General features: G+C 48.7%; 12 protein-coding genes. 9 read left to right on the forward strand and 3 right to left on the reverse strand.

The window, feature by feature from the left end; translation table 11 throughout:
• The first annotated feature begins 304 nt into the window (after positions 1-304).
• The 9 genes from MKZ32_RS10545 to MKZ32_RS10585 all read left to right on the forward strand — a co-directional run bounded on the left by MKZ32_RS10545 (position 305) and on the right by MKZ32_RS10585 (position 12,214).
• Positions 305-2,377, forward strand: coding sequence for a carbon starvation CstA family protein (locus tag MKZ32_RS10545; protein ID WP_239797227.1), 2,073 nt, complete (start codon positions 305-307; stop codon positions 2,375-2,377).
• Complete coding sequence (locus MKZ32_RS15545) at positions 2,362-2,688, forward strand: YbdD/YjiX family protein (protein WP_320412267.1); 327 nt, start codon at positions 2,362-2,364, stop codon at positions 2,686-2,688. Before MKZ32_RS10545 ends, MKZ32_RS15545 begins: the two co-directional genes overlap by 16 nt.
• Positions 2,689-3,199: 511 nt before the next feature.
• Positions 3,200-3,640, forward strand: coding sequence for a response regulator (locus tag MKZ32_RS10555; RefSeq protein ID WP_239797228.1), 441 nt, complete (start codon positions 3,200-3,202; stop codon positions 3,638-3,640).
• A 408-nt stretch (positions 3,641-4,048) separates the two neighbouring features.
• On the forward strand, positions 4,049-4,234 hold the full coding sequence (locus tag MKZ32_RS10560; RefSeq protein ID WP_239797229.1) for a hypothetical protein: 186 nt from the start codon (positions 4,049-4,051) through the stop codon (positions 4,232-4,234).
• A gap of 55 nt (positions 4,235-4,289) precedes the next feature.
• The gene (locus MKZ32_RS10565) at positions 4,290-4,760 is read left to right on the forward strand and encodes a type 2 periplasmic-binding domain-containing protein (RefSeq protein WP_239797230.1); all 471 of its coding nucleotides are present in this window, start codon (positions 4,290-4,292) and stop codon (positions 4,758-4,760) included.
• Between the two features lie 34 nt (positions 4,761-4,794).
• Entirely contained in the window at positions 4,795-5,946 is a 1,152-nt protein-coding gene (locus tag MKZ32_RS10570) for an OprO/OprP family phosphate-selective porin (RefSeq protein WP_239797231.1), read from the forward strand.
• A 56-nt stretch (positions 5,947-6,002) separates the two neighbouring features.
• The gene (locus MKZ32_RS10575; RefSeq protein ID WP_239797232.1) at positions 6,003-9,173 is read left to right on the forward strand and encodes an ATP-binding protein; all 3,171 of its coding nucleotides are present in this window, start codon (positions 6,003-6,005) and stop codon (positions 9,171-9,173) included.
• A gap of 307 nt (positions 9,174-9,480) precedes the next feature.
• Positions 9,481-11,124, forward strand: a complete 1,644-nt coding sequence (locus tag MKZ32_RS10580) for a sensor domain-containing diguanylate cyclase (protein ID WP_239797233.1) — start codon at positions 9,481-9,483, stop codon at positions 11,122-11,124.
• 286 nt (positions 11,125-11,410) lie between these two features.
• Positions 11,411-12,214: a DODA-type extradiol aromatic ring-opening family dioxygenase gene (locus MKZ32_RS10585; protein WP_239797234.1), complete on the forward strand. Its 804-nt coding sequence runs from the start codon at positions 11,411-11,413 to the stop codon at positions 12,212-12,214.
• 112 nt (positions 12,215-12,326) lie between these two features.
• On the opposite strand, the gene MKZ32_RS10590 is transcribed toward MKZ32_RS10585, so the two are convergent.
• From MKZ32_RS10590 to MKZ32_RS10600, 3 genes are all read right to left on the reverse strand, one after another.
• A complete protein-coding gene (locus MKZ32_RS10590) occupies positions 12,327-13,223 on the reverse strand; it encodes a polysaccharide deacetylase family protein (RefSeq protein ID WP_239797235.1) in 897 nt (298 codons plus the stop codon).
• Positions 13,224-13,341: 118 nt separating this feature from the next.
• Positions 13,342-14,268 (reverse strand): formyltransferase, encoded by a 927-nt coding sequence (locus tag MKZ32_RS10595; RefSeq protein ID WP_239797236.1) that lies wholly within the window; start codon positions 14,266-14,268, stop codon positions 13,342-13,344.
• A complete protein-coding gene (locus MKZ32_RS10600) occupies positions 14,265-15,203 on the reverse strand; it encodes a glycosyltransferase (protein WP_239797237.1) in 939 nt (312 codons plus the stop codon). The genes MKZ32_RS10595 and MKZ32_RS10600 overlap by 4 nt, the downstream gene beginning before the upstream one ends.
• Positions 15,204-15,263: the final 60 nt, after the last annotated feature.

Consider the following 15,263-nt stretch of genomic DNA (forward strand, 5'->3'; position numbering starts at 1 on the left):
AGTCAGGCAAAGGGGGCACTCAAGTGTTCAGTTTAAAGCCAAGCTTAATTCCGGTCAAAATATGAGCCAAAAATGTTGCTATCCAATTGAATTTGATAGCAACTTAGAAATCATAATCTTTGGCAATACTATCTGAGGGGTAGGCTTATCTTATTTTAACAATGCCTACCGTGCAGATTAAGATAAATTGTTGCAGGACTCAAATATAGAAGACAGTAAATAGGCGCGGGGCATGTCATAATTTAAAATTGTCTTCTTGCATAAAAATTACTTGCCAGAATTTCATCATGAAAAAATATTTACTATGAAAATTTCATTGGCGACCATCCTTGTCTGGATTGCCGTCGCTTTGCTTGGATCAGCCGCATTGGGTGGTATAGCGCTGAATCGCGGCGAGTCGATCAACGCGCTGTGGTTTATCACAGCCGCGCTGTGCGTATATGCGATTGCCTACCGTTTCTATGCGACATGGATTGCCACTAAAGTCCTGCTCATTGATCCGACTCGTGCTACACCCGCAGAGCGACTTGATAACGGGCGAGATTATATTCCAACCAATCGCTGGATCGTATTTGGTCACCATTTTGCCGCCATTGCGGGGCCAGGGCCTCTGGTCGGACCGACTCTGGCTGCACAGTTTGGTTACTTGCCAGGTACGCTGTGGATATTGTTCGGCGCAGTACTCGGCGGCTGTGTACAGGACATGGTCACTTTGTTTTATTCTACCCGTCGTAATGGCCGTAGCTTGGGTCAAATGGCACGAGACGAACTGGGTGCCATCGGTGGTATTGCCGCGCTAACTACCACGCTGTTTATCATGATTATCCTCATCGCGGTACTTGGCTTAGTAGTAGTCAATGCCATGAAGCACAGCCCCTGGGCTACCTCCACCGTGGCTGCTACTATCCCCATCGCTATGCTGGTGGGCCTATACATGCGTACCATCCGCCCGGGCCGTGTGCTTGAAGGTTCGTTACTTGGCGTCATCCTGTTACTGTTGGCTGTGGCGGGAGGTGGATGGATCGAGCACCAGCAGAACCTACGCGAGTTTTTTGATTACCCCGGTCTGCCGTTAGCCTGGGTGGTAATTGCTTACGGTTTTGCAGCAGCCATTCTGCCAGTATGGCTGCTGCTCGCGCCACGCGATTACCTGTCTACCTACATGAAACTCGGTACGGTCATCCTGCTAATGCTGGCCATTGTGTGGATGCAACCGAGCGTAAAAATGCCCGCATTCACCCAGTTCGTCGACGGGACCGGTCCTATTTTTGGAGGTAAGTTATTTCCTTTCGTGTTTATCACCATCGCCTGTGGCGCAATCTCTGGCTTTCATGCTCTGATCGCCTCCGGCACTACGCCAAAGCTGCTTAGCAATGAGCGCGACATCCGCATGATCGGCTTCGGCGGCATGGCGCTGGAATCTTTTGTTGCAATAATGGCGATCATTGCAGCCACGGTGTTAGACCCCGGCGTGTTCTTTGCCATCAATTCTCCAGCTGGCGTAGTCGGCAAAGAAGCGGCAGATGCGGTAGCAAAAATTTCCAGTTGGGGCTTTCCGGTTACGGTGGTGCAGATGAACTTGCTGGCGCAGCAGATGGGCGAAGCTACCCTGTTCGCGCGAACTGGCGGTGCGCCCTCGCTGGCGGTTGGCATGGCCAGTATTTTCGGCAGCGCTTTTGGTCAAGGCATGCTGGCCATGTGGTATCACTTCGCCATCATGTTTGAGGCCATCTTCATTCTCACAACGTTGGATGCAGGTACACGTGTCGGCCGCTTCATGCTGCAAGATATGCTGGGCAATATTTGGAAACCGCTGGGGCGCACCTCATGGTATCCATCTGTATTGTTAAGTAGCGGCATCATTGTGGCCGCGTGGGGCTATTTTTTATATATTGGTGTGATTGATCCGAATGGCGGTGTTAATATTTTGTGGCCGCTGTTTGGCATCTCGAATCAAATCTTGGCCGCCATCGCGCTGTGTGTAGCCACGGGTATCCTGATTAAATCCGACAAGCTAAAATATGCTTGGATCACAGCTTTACCACTTGCCTGGTTGATCATAATTACCAGCAGTGCAGCGTGGGAAAAAATCACCAGCGCAGATGTACGTATCGGCTTCCTCGCTGCTGCTAATGACCTTGCCACAAAACTCGCATCAGGTCTTCTTTCTCCAGAAAAGGCGGCCATCGCGCCACAGCTCATCTTCAATCAGCGTCTTGACGCGGTACTGACCCTATTTTTTATCTGCATGCTATGGTTGATCGTGTTCGACATGCTGCGTGTTTGTGTCCGCTACCTCACGGGCAAGCCGGTACCTCCTCTGTCCGAGGTTTCACACCATTTGGCTGGAATGGAGAAAGGGTGGGTACGGGATTGATCAAACGAAGCGCGAGCGAATCATCGTCCACGGTAAATGATTCTAGTTTGCCTGTCTTGGAAACTACCCAGGATGTAAATAGGTACATCGCACAAAGCGCTACACTCAGGACAAACGGAACCTGTATCGAACCGCTCGCATTTTGGTCATATGTATGGCGCACTATTCGTGAATTGAGTGGAGATGATGCTTACGAACGCTACATTGCACAACATACCACCAATCATCCTGATACGACGCCACTAGCGCGCAAAGATTTTTTTCTTTATCAGCAACAGCAAAAATGGAGCGGTCTCCAGCGCTGCTGCTGAGGTGTTGCTGACCACAGCAAATCAGAGGTTGGTTAACTTTATGTTTGAATTATTATAAATTTTACAGATGCTTCCTAAAGTTTTCCATTGCACAGCCGAGATTAGTCTTACCTGCACAACACTGCAAAAGTGGTTCATTTATTCTTTCAGGGGTATTCACGTTGCGCTGAATTGTCAAACATTCAATCTGTTGGGTGCGGATTTATTTATAAATTTAACCACGTAAATTAGAGCGAATTCCCCAGGAAGACATATTTTGACTGAAGCTTAGATCAGATACTGAAGCAGCCACATGCACTGTACAAACTGGCAAGTGAGATTAACCAGATGGAGCAGAAGAAAGAAGCCATAATGCGCGACGACTGGACGGAAGCTTCTCGCTTAGCGAAAACATCCGCTCATCCTTCGACAGGCTCAGGACGAACAGATTCACTTCTTCTGTAAGTAGTTGAAAGTTAATTATCCACTCTATTTCTCGTGGAGCCAGATAAAATATTAATAAGGAGTTTGCATGGTTGAGGTTGGCACGAATAAGAACGGGACAGCACAAATGATAGCGGCAAAAAATCTACGGGTACTGTTGTTGGACGACGACAAGTTTACACTCGAATTTGTTGGCGATATGCTGCTCGAACTAGGTGTTGCCGAAGTTATTAGGGCGGAAAATGGTGAGCAGGGACTCGCTATGTTAGCCGGGCTATCATCACAGCCGGATATATTGATATGCGACCTCAGCATGCCTGAAATGGACGGCGTTGGTTTCCTGATGCATCTTGGTATGCAGGGTTACGTTGGCGACGTCATCCTAATCTCAGGAGCCCAACAACATCTGTTGTCCGGGATGGATATGTATTCCAGCAAGCTGGGCTTGATTCCTTTGGGTACGCTGATAAAACCAATTGCACGCGATGAACTGGCAGCCGTTATTACCCGATTTTGCCAGGGCAAATAAAAAGTTGACTTTCTGCTCTTAGCAATATTGTTGAAGCTCTATGTAATTCGTAATGGTAACCCTTCGATAAGTGCAAAATGAATAACAAGAAATCGACAGCTACAAATCTGTTCGTCTTGAGCTTGTCGAAGGATAAATGGATTGCTCGCTTGGCGCACATCCTTTGATAGGATCATGACGAACGGATTTACGTATTCTGCGAGAGATTGAAAGTTGACTACCTACTCTATGTTCACATAGAACCAAGATAATTAATCAGACAGTCGTGTTTGCTTTATCCGAAACAAACACACTACAAATTCAATATTGACAATATTTCTGAATGATTCATGGGTGTCCGCAATTTGAATTTAAAATTGAATCTTTATGCTATTGGCGGATTTTATAAATCCAAGGTGATACATAAACATGGACAAGATACTGCTTTTTCAAATCATGAAGTACGTGCTGTGGAATCCTCCTGGACGCATCTTCAATCGTTATGGTGGAAATGCCATTATCACGCGCTGGCCATATACCTTCTCCTGCCAGTGCGCAACTTTTGTGCCAAAAATCCGACAGGCGCAAAGCTTGACGCGAAAGACAGCGTATTGAACTCGACTATTATCAACCTGTGTTCGAATCTATTCGGTTGTATCCCATTTCAGCGATGAAAAAATTTTTCGGTATCAATATTTTTGCTTTATTTTGGCGAGCCTGTCCGCTTTACATGCTGGCGGCATTTCTGGTTACTGCAAATTCTTATGCCGACAATCAAGAACCCGCTATTGTTGTCATTTCATTCCCTTCAACCAGTGAAAACACGATTTCCCGAAGCACGTTACGCGCTATCTTTGGCATGCGCCTGAGCAAGTGGCCAGCGGATGCACAGGTCAAGGTTTTCGTGATGAAGGATGATGCACCTGAGCATGGCGCATTCAGCAAGAATATTCTGCAAGTATTCCCCCATCAATTGCGATTAGCGTGGGATCGGCAGGTATTTTCCGGGCAGGGCCAATATCCAGAGCAAGTCGCCTCTTCGCAAGAAATGCTATCTAAAATAGCATCAACCCCCGGGGCGGTTGGCTATATCAAAACAAGCGAGGTCACGAATAATGTGCGTATCCTTCAAATTCGCTAAAACTGTAGTTGAAAGATTTGTCCCGTGTGTTTTATTGCTTTGGACTACGTTTGCGCATGCCATAGATCTAATGGGTAGCGAGTTGCAGCTGCATGGGTTTCTCACTCAGGGCGTGGTGATCACCAGCGACAATAATTTCCTCGGTCAGAGTAATAAAAAAGCGAGTACAGACTTTAGAGAAATAGGAGTGAATGCTTCCCTGCGGCCAACTTCCGATTTGCAGCTGTCCGCCGGCTTGCTTTCGCATAAGGCCGGGGCGACCGATAACGGCGAAGTGCGACTGGATTACGGGCTAATCGACTGGACAGCATCGTCGAACGAGCAAGGCCGTAGCGGGATCCGCTTGGGGCGGCTGAAGAATAGCTTTGGACTGTATAACAAGACTCGCGATGTCGCTTTCACTCGTCCCAGTATCCTGTTGCCGCAATCCATTTATTTCGAGCGCACGCGCAACCTTACCATTGCAGGTGATGGAGCAGAGCTTTATATCGATCGCAATTATGAAGCTGGCAACCTGTTCGTGACTCTCGCCCTCGGCAAACCCCAGATTGGTAGTGAAGCGAGCAAGGTGGCCTTGGTTGGCTTGACCCCCAATGGTAGCTTTGAATCAAAACTGGTGCCGATTTTCCAGGTGATATACGAGGGGGACGGTGGCAAATATCGTCTTGGGTTTACCGCAGTGCACTTTGATGCGAGTTATAATCCTGGCGTGAGGGATGTACTGCAGGCAGGACAACTGAAGTATACGCCAAAAATTTTTTCTGCCCAATACAATGCCGAAAGCTGGAGTGTGACCAGTGAGTATGCCTTGCGTCCAGTTTCAACCCGGAATTTTGGTCCGAATTCTCCGGATGCCTTTAATGATGGACAAAGCTATTATGTTCAGGGCAGCTACCGGTTGGCTCCAAAATGGGAAGCACTGCTGCGGTACGATGTGACGTATATCGACAGAGGGGATCGTGATGGCAAGGCATTTGCTGCGGCGACGCACCTGCCGAGCTTTACTCGCTTTTCCAAAGACTGGACTGCAGGAGTGCGCTTCGATTTGACCCCCGAGTTCATGCTGCGTGCCGAGTACCATCGCGTTGACGGCACAGGCTACTTGCCGGTTCAGGATAACCCTAACCCCCGGACTCTGGAGCGCCGCTGGGATATGTTCATGCTACTGGCTTCCTTCCGGTTTTAGTGACTCTCATGTCGGATAGCCGATCCTCTGGTTCAGGCCGTAGTACATTCAGGTTCTTGAGTCTGAAGTGGAAGGTGCTACTAACGCTGGGTGTGGTGATGATCTCGGTTAATGGCACACTTTCCTGGCTACATTTTCATGATTTGAAGGCACGCTTCGAGGAGCAACGTACCGCTTCGCGCGAGCGCCTGATTTCTGAAGCTATCGCTGTGCACACTGATTCTGCTCTGCGTTTACAAACGATGGCCAGCATGCTCGCAACGGTTGGCGCGGGAGGTGTATTCCAGTTGGAGCCGATATCTCGGCGGCTTCATGAGCACCTCGATAATTATTGGCCTGTCTTGCAGCTCGATCTAGACATCAATTCCATGAAGGTGTATTCCAGGACGGGAGTTGTTCTGGCCGCTTGGCATGCAGATGCACTCTCCGATATAGAGCAGAATGACCGTGTGCATGCCGTAATTTCGCAAGAGCGCGCCATGCATTGGACGCACTGTCGACAGACATGCACACAGTTTGCTGCAGCTCCAATCCTGTCGGCGGGCCAAGTGGTTGGAGTAGTTGTTTTGGGTAGTTCTCTGACAGCAGTGATTGTTTCCTTCAACCGTTTATCCGGGGCCGATCTTGGCGTGCTGGCCCCTGACGGCTTTATTATGGATAAAAACTCACTGCCCAACTTGGGTTTGCAGGTAGTCGCCCTGAGCGGCTCCGAACGTAATCTTCCGCTACTTCATCAACTAAGGGTTTTGCCACCGAAGCAAAGCAAAACAAATTGGCAATTGGTACCTTACCAGGACAAGCAATTCGAATTGTCGTTTGTGACTATGGATGATGGCAGTGACGCATATTCCGGCGCCATGCTAGTGGTGATTGATAATTTGACTCAGTCCTTGGCCGAAATTCGCAAATCAGTGGCGAGCCGTTTACAAGCCGAGCTAGCGACATCATTAATCTCTTTACTATTACTAGCTTTTCTTGTGAATGCGCCCTTGCAGCGCATGACGCGGGCAGTACGGGCAATTCCTTTACTCGGTCGAAGTGCTTTTGCCGAGGCGCGTACAAAAATTGCCCCACGTGGCCGACGTTTTTTGGATGACGAAATTGACAGCTTGGATGAGGCTGCGGTTGCCTTGTCCTTTCGGTTGGAAATGCTGGAGCAAGAAGTGGCAGCGCATGCTGAAGAGTTACAAGACATGCTGCATCGTATTTCAATTGAGCGGGATTTTAATAAGAGCCTGCTCGATACCGCACAGGTCATCATTCTGACGCAATCAGCCAGTGGATCGATTCACAGTCTAAATCGTTATGGAGAGTTATTAATAGGTTGCAGTGAAGAAGAATTGTTGGGCAAGTCTTTTACTCAGGCAACTGTTCGTCCTGAAACGACTGAAACAGGAACGCAACAGGCATTGCAAGAACTCGCTACGGGAGGACATAGGCACATTCAGCGTGAATCGATTTTGATGAGCAAGCCAGGTGAAAAATACCAAATCACCTGGAATCACTCGCGTCTTTCCGGCCAGTCAGGCGAGACGGCAATGATCCTGTCAGTCGGGATTGATCACACCGAACGCAAGCGTGCCGAGCAAGACTTGCTCAATTTAAATGCAAGTCTGGAAGTTCGGGTTGAGAAACGCACTTTCGAACTCGAACAAGCCAAGCAACAAGCAGAAACAGCCAACCAGGCCAAGAGCGAATTTCTTTCCAACATGAGCCACGAAATTCGCACTCCAATGAACAGCATCATTGGCATGGCACAGCTGGCGCGACGTACAGAACTTAATCCCAAGCAGCTTGATTATATTTCAAAGATTGATCATTCAGCGCAGCATCTCTTGCGCCTGATCAATGAAATGCTCGATTTTTCCAAAATAGAAGCGGGCAAAATCGAGCTGGATGTAATGGATTTTGAGCTAAGTACAATATTGGAGAACATCTCCAGCCAACTTGGCGAGAGCGCTTCAAGCAAATGCCTGAGACTTGTGTTTGACGTTGACCCTGACTTATCCCATCCGCTCCGTGGAGACTCATTGCGGCTGTATCAGGTGTTACTTAATTACATCAGCAATGCCATCAAATTTACTGATCAGGGTGAAATAATCGTCCGTGCCCGAATTATCGAAAATCAAGCCCCCGGAACAGACAGTTTGATACGCTTCGAAGTGCAGGATAGCGGTATCGGCATAAGCGCAGAACAAATCGCTCAACTTTTCCAACCATTTCATCAGGCCGACGCTTCAACCACCCGTAAATATGGCGGCACCGGACTGGGGCTGGCCATCAGCCGACAACTGGCCGAAATGATGGGCGGCGAAGTTGGAGTAGAGAGTCAGCCCGGCAAGGGTAGCACTTTCTGGTTTACTGCCCGGCTGGGCAGAGGCCTCAAGCCGGTTACGGCGACTCAAACTATGCCATCGGTTGATCTGAGTATAATCCAAGGCTCATACATCCTGTTGGTTGAAGACAACCTCTTTAACCAGCAAGTAGCCAAAGAATTGTTGGAAGAAGCGGGTGCAACCGTTGTCATCGCCAACAACGGAAAAGAAGCCCTTGATCTACTAGTTAAAAAACATTTTGACTGCGTCCTGATGGATATGCAGATGCCCGTGATGGATGGCCTTGAAGCTACCCGTCAAATTCGGGCCAATCCTGAGCTCGTGACCACGCGCATAATTGCCATGACTGCCAATGCAGGACGTGAAAATTGGACACGTTGTTTCGACGCCGGCATGGATGATTTCATCACTAAACCGATCGAGGTGCAGTTACTCCTTACGACACTTGCTAAATGGCTTGTGCAGCGATCCGATCGTGTTGTGGCCGTATCAACGACGACTTCATTTCTAGAGCCTGCAGCGATGGAAGCAGCTGAAGTAGGAGGTGCAGTCGACCCCAGCATCATCGATCTGTCAATACTGGCCAAAATATTGGGAAATCATCCAGATAAAATCCGCAAATATGTCATGATGTTTTTGGACTTGACTCGGGAAGCAATAGTTGAGATCGAAACTGCGCTGGCACATGAAGACATGGCGACACTGAGCGCCCTGGGGCACCGCACCAAGTCATCCGCCAGAACTGTGGGGGCAATGGGTTTTGGCGAATTATGTCAGGCGTTAGAGCAGCTCAAGGGTGGCGAAGATACTGAACAAGCGCGGGACATTGTCGTGCAAATGCGAGCATTGCTGGCGCAGATTTCGGAGAGTATCAATAAGTGGTTGGTATGAAATAACATTTAGTAATACTGATTCGATATGATTCTGCACTTGCCAAAGTAATGGTGCCGATTTTAATAATCATGCGACTCAGGCTTACCGCAATATTCAGTACTTCGATCAGTCGAGATGCGAATCACTTTGCAAGTTAGCATTTGATCTGTATTACAAAATAGTTGCTGATTCATTTTAATTATTTACAATTTTTGGTTTTTTCTTGCAGCAATTAAAGCCAAGTTCAACACCACTTCTCAGATAATTGTTCTATGGTCGGGCACACCCCATTCGACAGTTTATTGTAGCGAGGAAATTCATACAGATGGTATTGTTGAAAAGCATTAAAAGTAAAATTTTTGTTTTCGCCATCATAGCCACACTTACCCCGTCGCTCGGCTTGGGGCTGCTGTCATTCCGTCAGAACGAAGCGCAGATCAGCGAAAATGTGACCCGTGAACTACGCGCCCTGGCAAGTCAGGCCAGTCGTGAGTTGGAGCTGTGGATCAATAAGCACATCCGCGCAGTTCGTGCATTATCCACATCCAATGCGGTCATCGACGGGCTGTCTGCGACTGCTCATCCACGTGCAGGCAAGTCCAATAATACTCCGCAGGCCTTAACGCATTATCTGCGTTCTGTACAATCAAAACTTGACACAATATTGGAATTAACCGTGGTGGACGCTGCCGGACAAATTTTGGCCAGCAGCGCTGCGGCACCCTCCGCTGTAACTTTGCCGCAAAGTTGGCCAGAAAATGCGCTCACCGAAGGCGTTGTGCTCGTGCCACCCCACTGGGAAAAGCAGCGTGCCACCGCGACGCTTAGCGTTGCGGTTCCTGTATTGTCGTACGACAATGTGCTGATGGGAGCATTAGTGGCGGTGCTTGATCTTCGTACCGCACAACCTTATCTAAAAAGCTCAACGAAATCACCGCCGGGCGAGGTGTTATTGCTGGACCAAAACGGCAGAGAACTGCTTAGTAGCCGCGCTATTAGTACAACCAAGCTAATGTCACTGGATGCGGCGGTACTGCGGCAAATGCTGTCGCAACCGGGCGAATCCATGGTCTTTCAAGGGCTAATGCATCGTGAAGTCATCGGGCTAGCAGATATACCTGCTGCGCTACCGGTCACGATAGTGGCAGAACAAGATCGTGCTGATGTCTACGCCACTTGGGTGGATTTGCGCAATCTGTACCTGGCACTAGTGTGCATACTAGTTTTGGTAGTGACAGCGGTGGCTTTTCGGATGGGGCGTTCAATCGTCACGCCGCTGCAGCATTTAATCAATGCAGCCAATAGCATCGCTAGTGGGAATCTTGATGTGCGGCTGCCTGTGACACGAAATGATGAATTCGGCCATCTCACCCGCATATTTAACCAAATGGCGGACAAGCTGCGCCATAGCCATGCCGAAATAGTGGCCACAAATCAAGCTATGCAGCAACAGAATCAGCTACTTGAAAAGCTCTCAATTACCGATGGTCTGACCGGGCTGTATAACCGCAGTAAACTCGATGCGATCCTGATAGATGAAATGGCCCGATTCAAGCGTAATCTACGGCCCTTTGCGGTGCTCATGATGGATATTGATTACTTTAAGACGCTCAATGACAGCCACGGTCATATTGCAGGTGATGAAGTCATTACAGCTGTGGCCAATATACTTAGCCGGTCGATTCGTATCGTAGATTACGCTGCGCGCTATGGTGGCGATGAATTCATTATCATCATGGTTGAAACAACGGCAGATATGGCGCTCAAAACGGCAGAGCGCATCCGTTCTCAGGTTAATGACATGCGCTACAGCGCCAACGGTCAGTTAGTTTCCGTGACAGTGAGTATCGGTGTCGTACAGTGCCAGCAGTCCGACGACGTTACACCGACAGCGGTGTTTTCCCGCGCCGACAGTGCACTCTATGAGGCAAAGCGCGCTGGCCGCAACCGGGCACACTATGCAGCTTAGTGTAACGTGGCATTTACAACTTAATGCAACTGTCGGCTCTGATGACTTTTTGCTTTTGGGAAATGTCGAAGACTTTCACGGTCCAGATAAAGGGCTTGATATCTTTAGTTGTATGAACAATAAATTCATTAACGGCAACCTCAAGTTCTAACACGCTGATAGGTACCCCACAGCATAGCCGTTGCTCGCTATAGTATTGACCTACGTTAATATCCTATCTAGATAGCCGCTTTACTATAACTACAAAATTATATTTAAAACGTATTATCCAATAGTTAATAAATATATGAACAACACTCAACTTCCAACTTTTTTCATCTCGCATGGTGGTGGCCCTTGGTCATATATTGACGACATGAAAAAACAGTTTGCAAAAACTGCCCGGGAATTGAGTCAGCTTCCGGCAAGCCTCACCTGCAAACCGACAGCGATTTTAGTCATTACAGGTCATTGGGAGGAAAGCGAATTTACAGTATCAACTGCAGCCAGCCCTCCAATGAGGTATGACTACTCTGGCTTTCCTGAATATACCTACCGGATCAAGTACCCGGCACCAGGATCACCTGCGCTCGCAAGCCGCGTTCGCGAGCTGCTTGGTCAAGCGGGAATTAGTAGCAAGGAAGATCCACATCGAGGATTCGATCATGGAACCTTTGTTCCCTTGTTCCTGATGTACCCAGATGCAAGTATTCCAATAGTAATGCTTTCATTGAAGTCGGATTACGATCCCTTGGAGCATATCCGGGCTGGTGAAGCTTTAAAGCTCCTACGAGATGAAGGTATTCTAATCATCGGAAGTGGTCTTACTTACCACAACATGCGAGGATTCGGACAAGCCGATGCGACACCTGTGTCCGAACAATTCGAGCAGTATCTAAATGAAGCAATTTCCGAACCAAACCCTGTTAACCGCGCTGAAAAATTAATCAATTGGGAAACAGCACCGGCAGCTCGGCTGACTCATCCCCGGGAAGACCACCTCATTCCGTTAATGGTAGTAGTAGGTGCAGCTGGTAATGATGTCGGGCGTCGTATTTTTGTAGATAAAGTATTTAATGTCGCTATGGCTTCATATCGGTTTGGTGACTGATGTGATGACGAAAAAGTCAAACCATAACGCGTTTACACGCAATCACATCCAGCCCCACTTGTAAGCAGCCACTCAAATTCCAACCAAACTGAAAATATGGAGCCCACCGCGCCTATTTTCCCTGCATGGACAGTGTCCCGCTACGTCCATCCACTGTCCCTATTACCAGCTCATTCCGTGGCAGAGTGCCTTTAAGATTTTTCAAATACTGACGCAATGAAACAAGCTCGTAGCTCTGCTCTTTCCAGCCTATGATGAGCTGTTCAAATACTGGCATCCACTTGCCGCCTTCCAGCTCGGCATGCAGTGTAAATACATGGCCCCTAGCTGGAGGACTTGCAGTCAGTCCCAGTAAGTGTTGCGCCACATTTTCCAGCGTGACCCCCTCTCGATTGATGATTTCATCCAACGTAGGCAAGGTGGTAGGCAATTGTGGGCAGGCAACAATCTCTGCATCCCAAGTGGGAATAAAGGGATGTGTACCCCGTGTGTCGGAGCTGTAATCAAAACCTAGTAGTTGCATCAGGCGTAGGGCATGCCGATTCATCTGCCAACCGGCGGCAGCATGCGCCTTAGGCGCTACGCCAAAAATTTCGATGAATCTATCCACGGCACGCTGCATCTCGCGCCTTGTCCACTCGGCATCTTTACCCGCGACAAAATCCTGCCAGCGGATATGGTCATAGCAATGAATACCGACTTCAAAACCTGCATCGCGTACTGAGCGTAATATCTGTGCACAGCTGCGTCCAATATCCGGCCCAGGCAATAAAGTGCCATACAGCAATGTCTTAAGGCCGTAGTGTTCCAGCACTGAGGTGCGCGATACCTTGCCTAAAAAACCGGGACGAAATACACGCCGGATAGCACGCCCTGTGTGGTCAGGGCCAAGAGTAAAAAAAAATGTGGCTTGCACATCATGTCGCTTCAGCGTTTCTACTAAACGCGGAACCCCCTCGCACGTGCCGCGATAGGTATCGACGTCAATTTTAAGAGCTAACTGGGGCATGAAAATTATATTTCCGTCTGTGCGGGGATGATGAATATTAAATTTGTACTAATTTCCATAACGGTCACAATCATTTCATCAGGGCGATTCGATTAATGACTCATAAATTCTTGGAAAATTATAGAGATACACTGAATTCAAATCTTGTCACCCCATACTGTGTGGCAAACTCTGTGGCGCTCATCTCTATGCCATCCAGCTCAAAACGTACTACGCGCAGTACGCCTTGCCCACAGATAGCGTATGCCTTGCCTTCCTTGATGTAAAAGGCTGGTGTCTCACCTGTTGCAGCGCAAGTTGTGACCAGTGTTTGCAGGATACGCATGGATTTACCCAAAAATTGGGTGGTCGCACCCGGATAGGGCGGTGCCACAGCACGCACCAGGTTGTGAATACTGCGCGCGTCTTGCGACCAATCAATAATGCCATCCTCCGGTTTGCGTCCACCGAAATATGCACCTTTGCTCAAATCCTGCTTTACTGGTTTTGCTGTACCGGCAAGTAGCGCGGGCAAGCAAGCATTCAAAGCGATTTCAGCCGCCACGGTGACTTTTTGAAACACTTCGAATGCAGTGTCATCCGGCAATATTGGTACGGCCTGCTGCGCTAACACCGCGCCGTTATCCGGCTTTTCAGTCATGTAATGCAAAGTCGCGCCAGTTTCTGTTTCGCCTTTAATGATGGCCCAATTTACCGGCACCCGACCTCGATATTTCGGTAGCAGCGAACCATGCATGTTGAGCGCACCATGTTTAGGAATTCCCAGCAACTCGCGTTTAAACATTTCGCGATAATAGAATGAAAAAAGAAAGTCTGGTTGCAGCGCTCGAACCTGCTCAAGCACTTCCACCGTATTCGGATTGTCCGGTGTGATGACCGGAATGCCATGCAGCGCAGCCAACTCGGCCACGCTGGCAAACCAGATATTTTCTTTCGGGTTGTCCCGATGAGTAACCACCAGCGCCACCTCTATGCCATGCGCCAGTAATACAGACAGGCAACGAACCCCCACGTTATGGTAAGCAAAAGCTACCACGCGCGTCATTCAGTCTTGTCCAATACTGCTTGGATCAGATAACGCGGACGATGGCGCACTTGCAGATAAATGCGGCCGATGTATTCCCCCAGCAGACCGATGCCGAACAGGGTAAGACCAATCAGGAAAAAAGCGATGGCGAACAGGGTAAACAGCCCTTCCGCTTCGGGGCCGACAAATAGGCGACGCACCAGTAGAAAGACCACGAAGAATGCAGACATCAATGAAATTGCAATTCCAGCCATGGAAAACCATTGCAGGGGTACGACAGAAAATCCGGTCATCAGGTCAAAATTAAGACGAATCAGACTGTACAATGAATATTTTGATTCACCCAGCGCACGTTCTTCGTGTTCAACCATCACCTCAGCGGGATTGCGCGCAAAAGTATAGGCCAGAGCCGGAACAAAAGTATTCACCTCCTTACAACTATTGATCGCATCAATGAGGGGACGGTCGTACGCGCGCAACATGCAGCCCTGATCAGTCATTTTAATATTCGTAATACGTTCGCGCAGCCGGTTCATGGTGCGTGAGCCCATATGCCGCCACCAGCTATCGTTACGCTGCTTACGGATTGAACCGATGTAATCGTAACCCTCATCCATCTTGGCGAGCAGCTTGGATATTTCTTCCGGCGGATTTTGCAGATCGGCGTCCAGCGTCACCACGCGCGCACCGCGCGCATGCTCAAAGCCCGCAGTGATCGCCATATGCTGACCGAAATTGCCATTGAACAGAATCACCCGTGTTACATCGTGGCGGCGTTGGAATTGCTCGCGCAGGATAGCTGCCGAACGGTCACGGCTACCATCATTGATAAACACGATTTCGTAGCTAATACCAAGATTGTCCAGTGTCGGATATAAACGATCAAACAAGGTTTGCAGACCTTCTTCTTCGTTATAAACAGGAATGACGACAGAAAGTTGGGGGGTATTCATGGCGCAGGATTTTACCTCAGAGGGTGAGGTTAGCGAAATTGGAAATAGATATAAGCAAAA

Source organism: Candidatus Nitrotoga arctica (assembly GCF_918378365.1).
Classification (GTDB): domain Bacteria; phylum Pseudomonadota; class Gammaproteobacteria; order Burkholderiales; family Gallionellaceae; genus Nitrotoga; species Nitrotoga arctica.

What these genes read in the sequence shown, in the direction of transcription:
- MKZ32_RS10565 (WP_239797230.1), top strand. Translation starts at nt 4,290, where the DNA reads ATGAAAAAATTTTTCGGTATCAATATTTTTGCTTTATTTTGGCGAGCC.
- MKZ32_RS10555 (WP_239797228.1), top strand. Translation starts at nt 3,200, where the DNA reads ATGGTTGAGGTTGGCACGAATAAGAACGGGACAGCACAAATGATAGCG.
- MKZ32_RS10545 (WP_239797227.1), top strand. Translation starts at nt 305, where the DNA reads ATGAAAATTTCATTGGCGACCATCCTTGTCTGGATTGCCGTCGCTTTG.
- MKZ32_RS10600 (WP_239797237.1), bottom strand. Translation starts at nt 15,203, where the DNA reads ATGAATACCCCCCAACTTTCTGTCGTCATTCCTGTTTATAACGAAGAA.
- MKZ32_RS10595 (WP_239797236.1), bottom strand. Translation starts at nt 14,268, where the DNA reads ATGACGCGCGTGGTAGCTTTTGCTTACCATAACGTGGGGGTTCGTTGC.
- MKZ32_RS10590 (WP_239797235.1), bottom strand. Translation starts at nt 13,223, where the DNA reads ATGCCCCAGTTAGCTCTTAAAATTGACGTCGATACCTATCGCGGCACG.
- MKZ32_RS10560 (WP_239797229.1), top strand. Translation starts at nt 4,049, where the DNA reads ATGGACAAGATACTGCTTTTTCAAATCATGAAGTACGTGCTGTGGAAT.
- MKZ32_RS10585 (WP_239797234.1), top strand. Translation starts at nt 11,411, where the DNA reads ATGAACAACACTCAACTTCCAACTTTTTTCATCTCGCATGGTGGTGGC.
- MKZ32_RS10580 (WP_239797233.1), top strand. Translation starts at nt 9,481, where the DNA reads ATGGTATTGTTGAAAAGCATTAAAAGTAAAATTTTTGTTTTCGCCATC.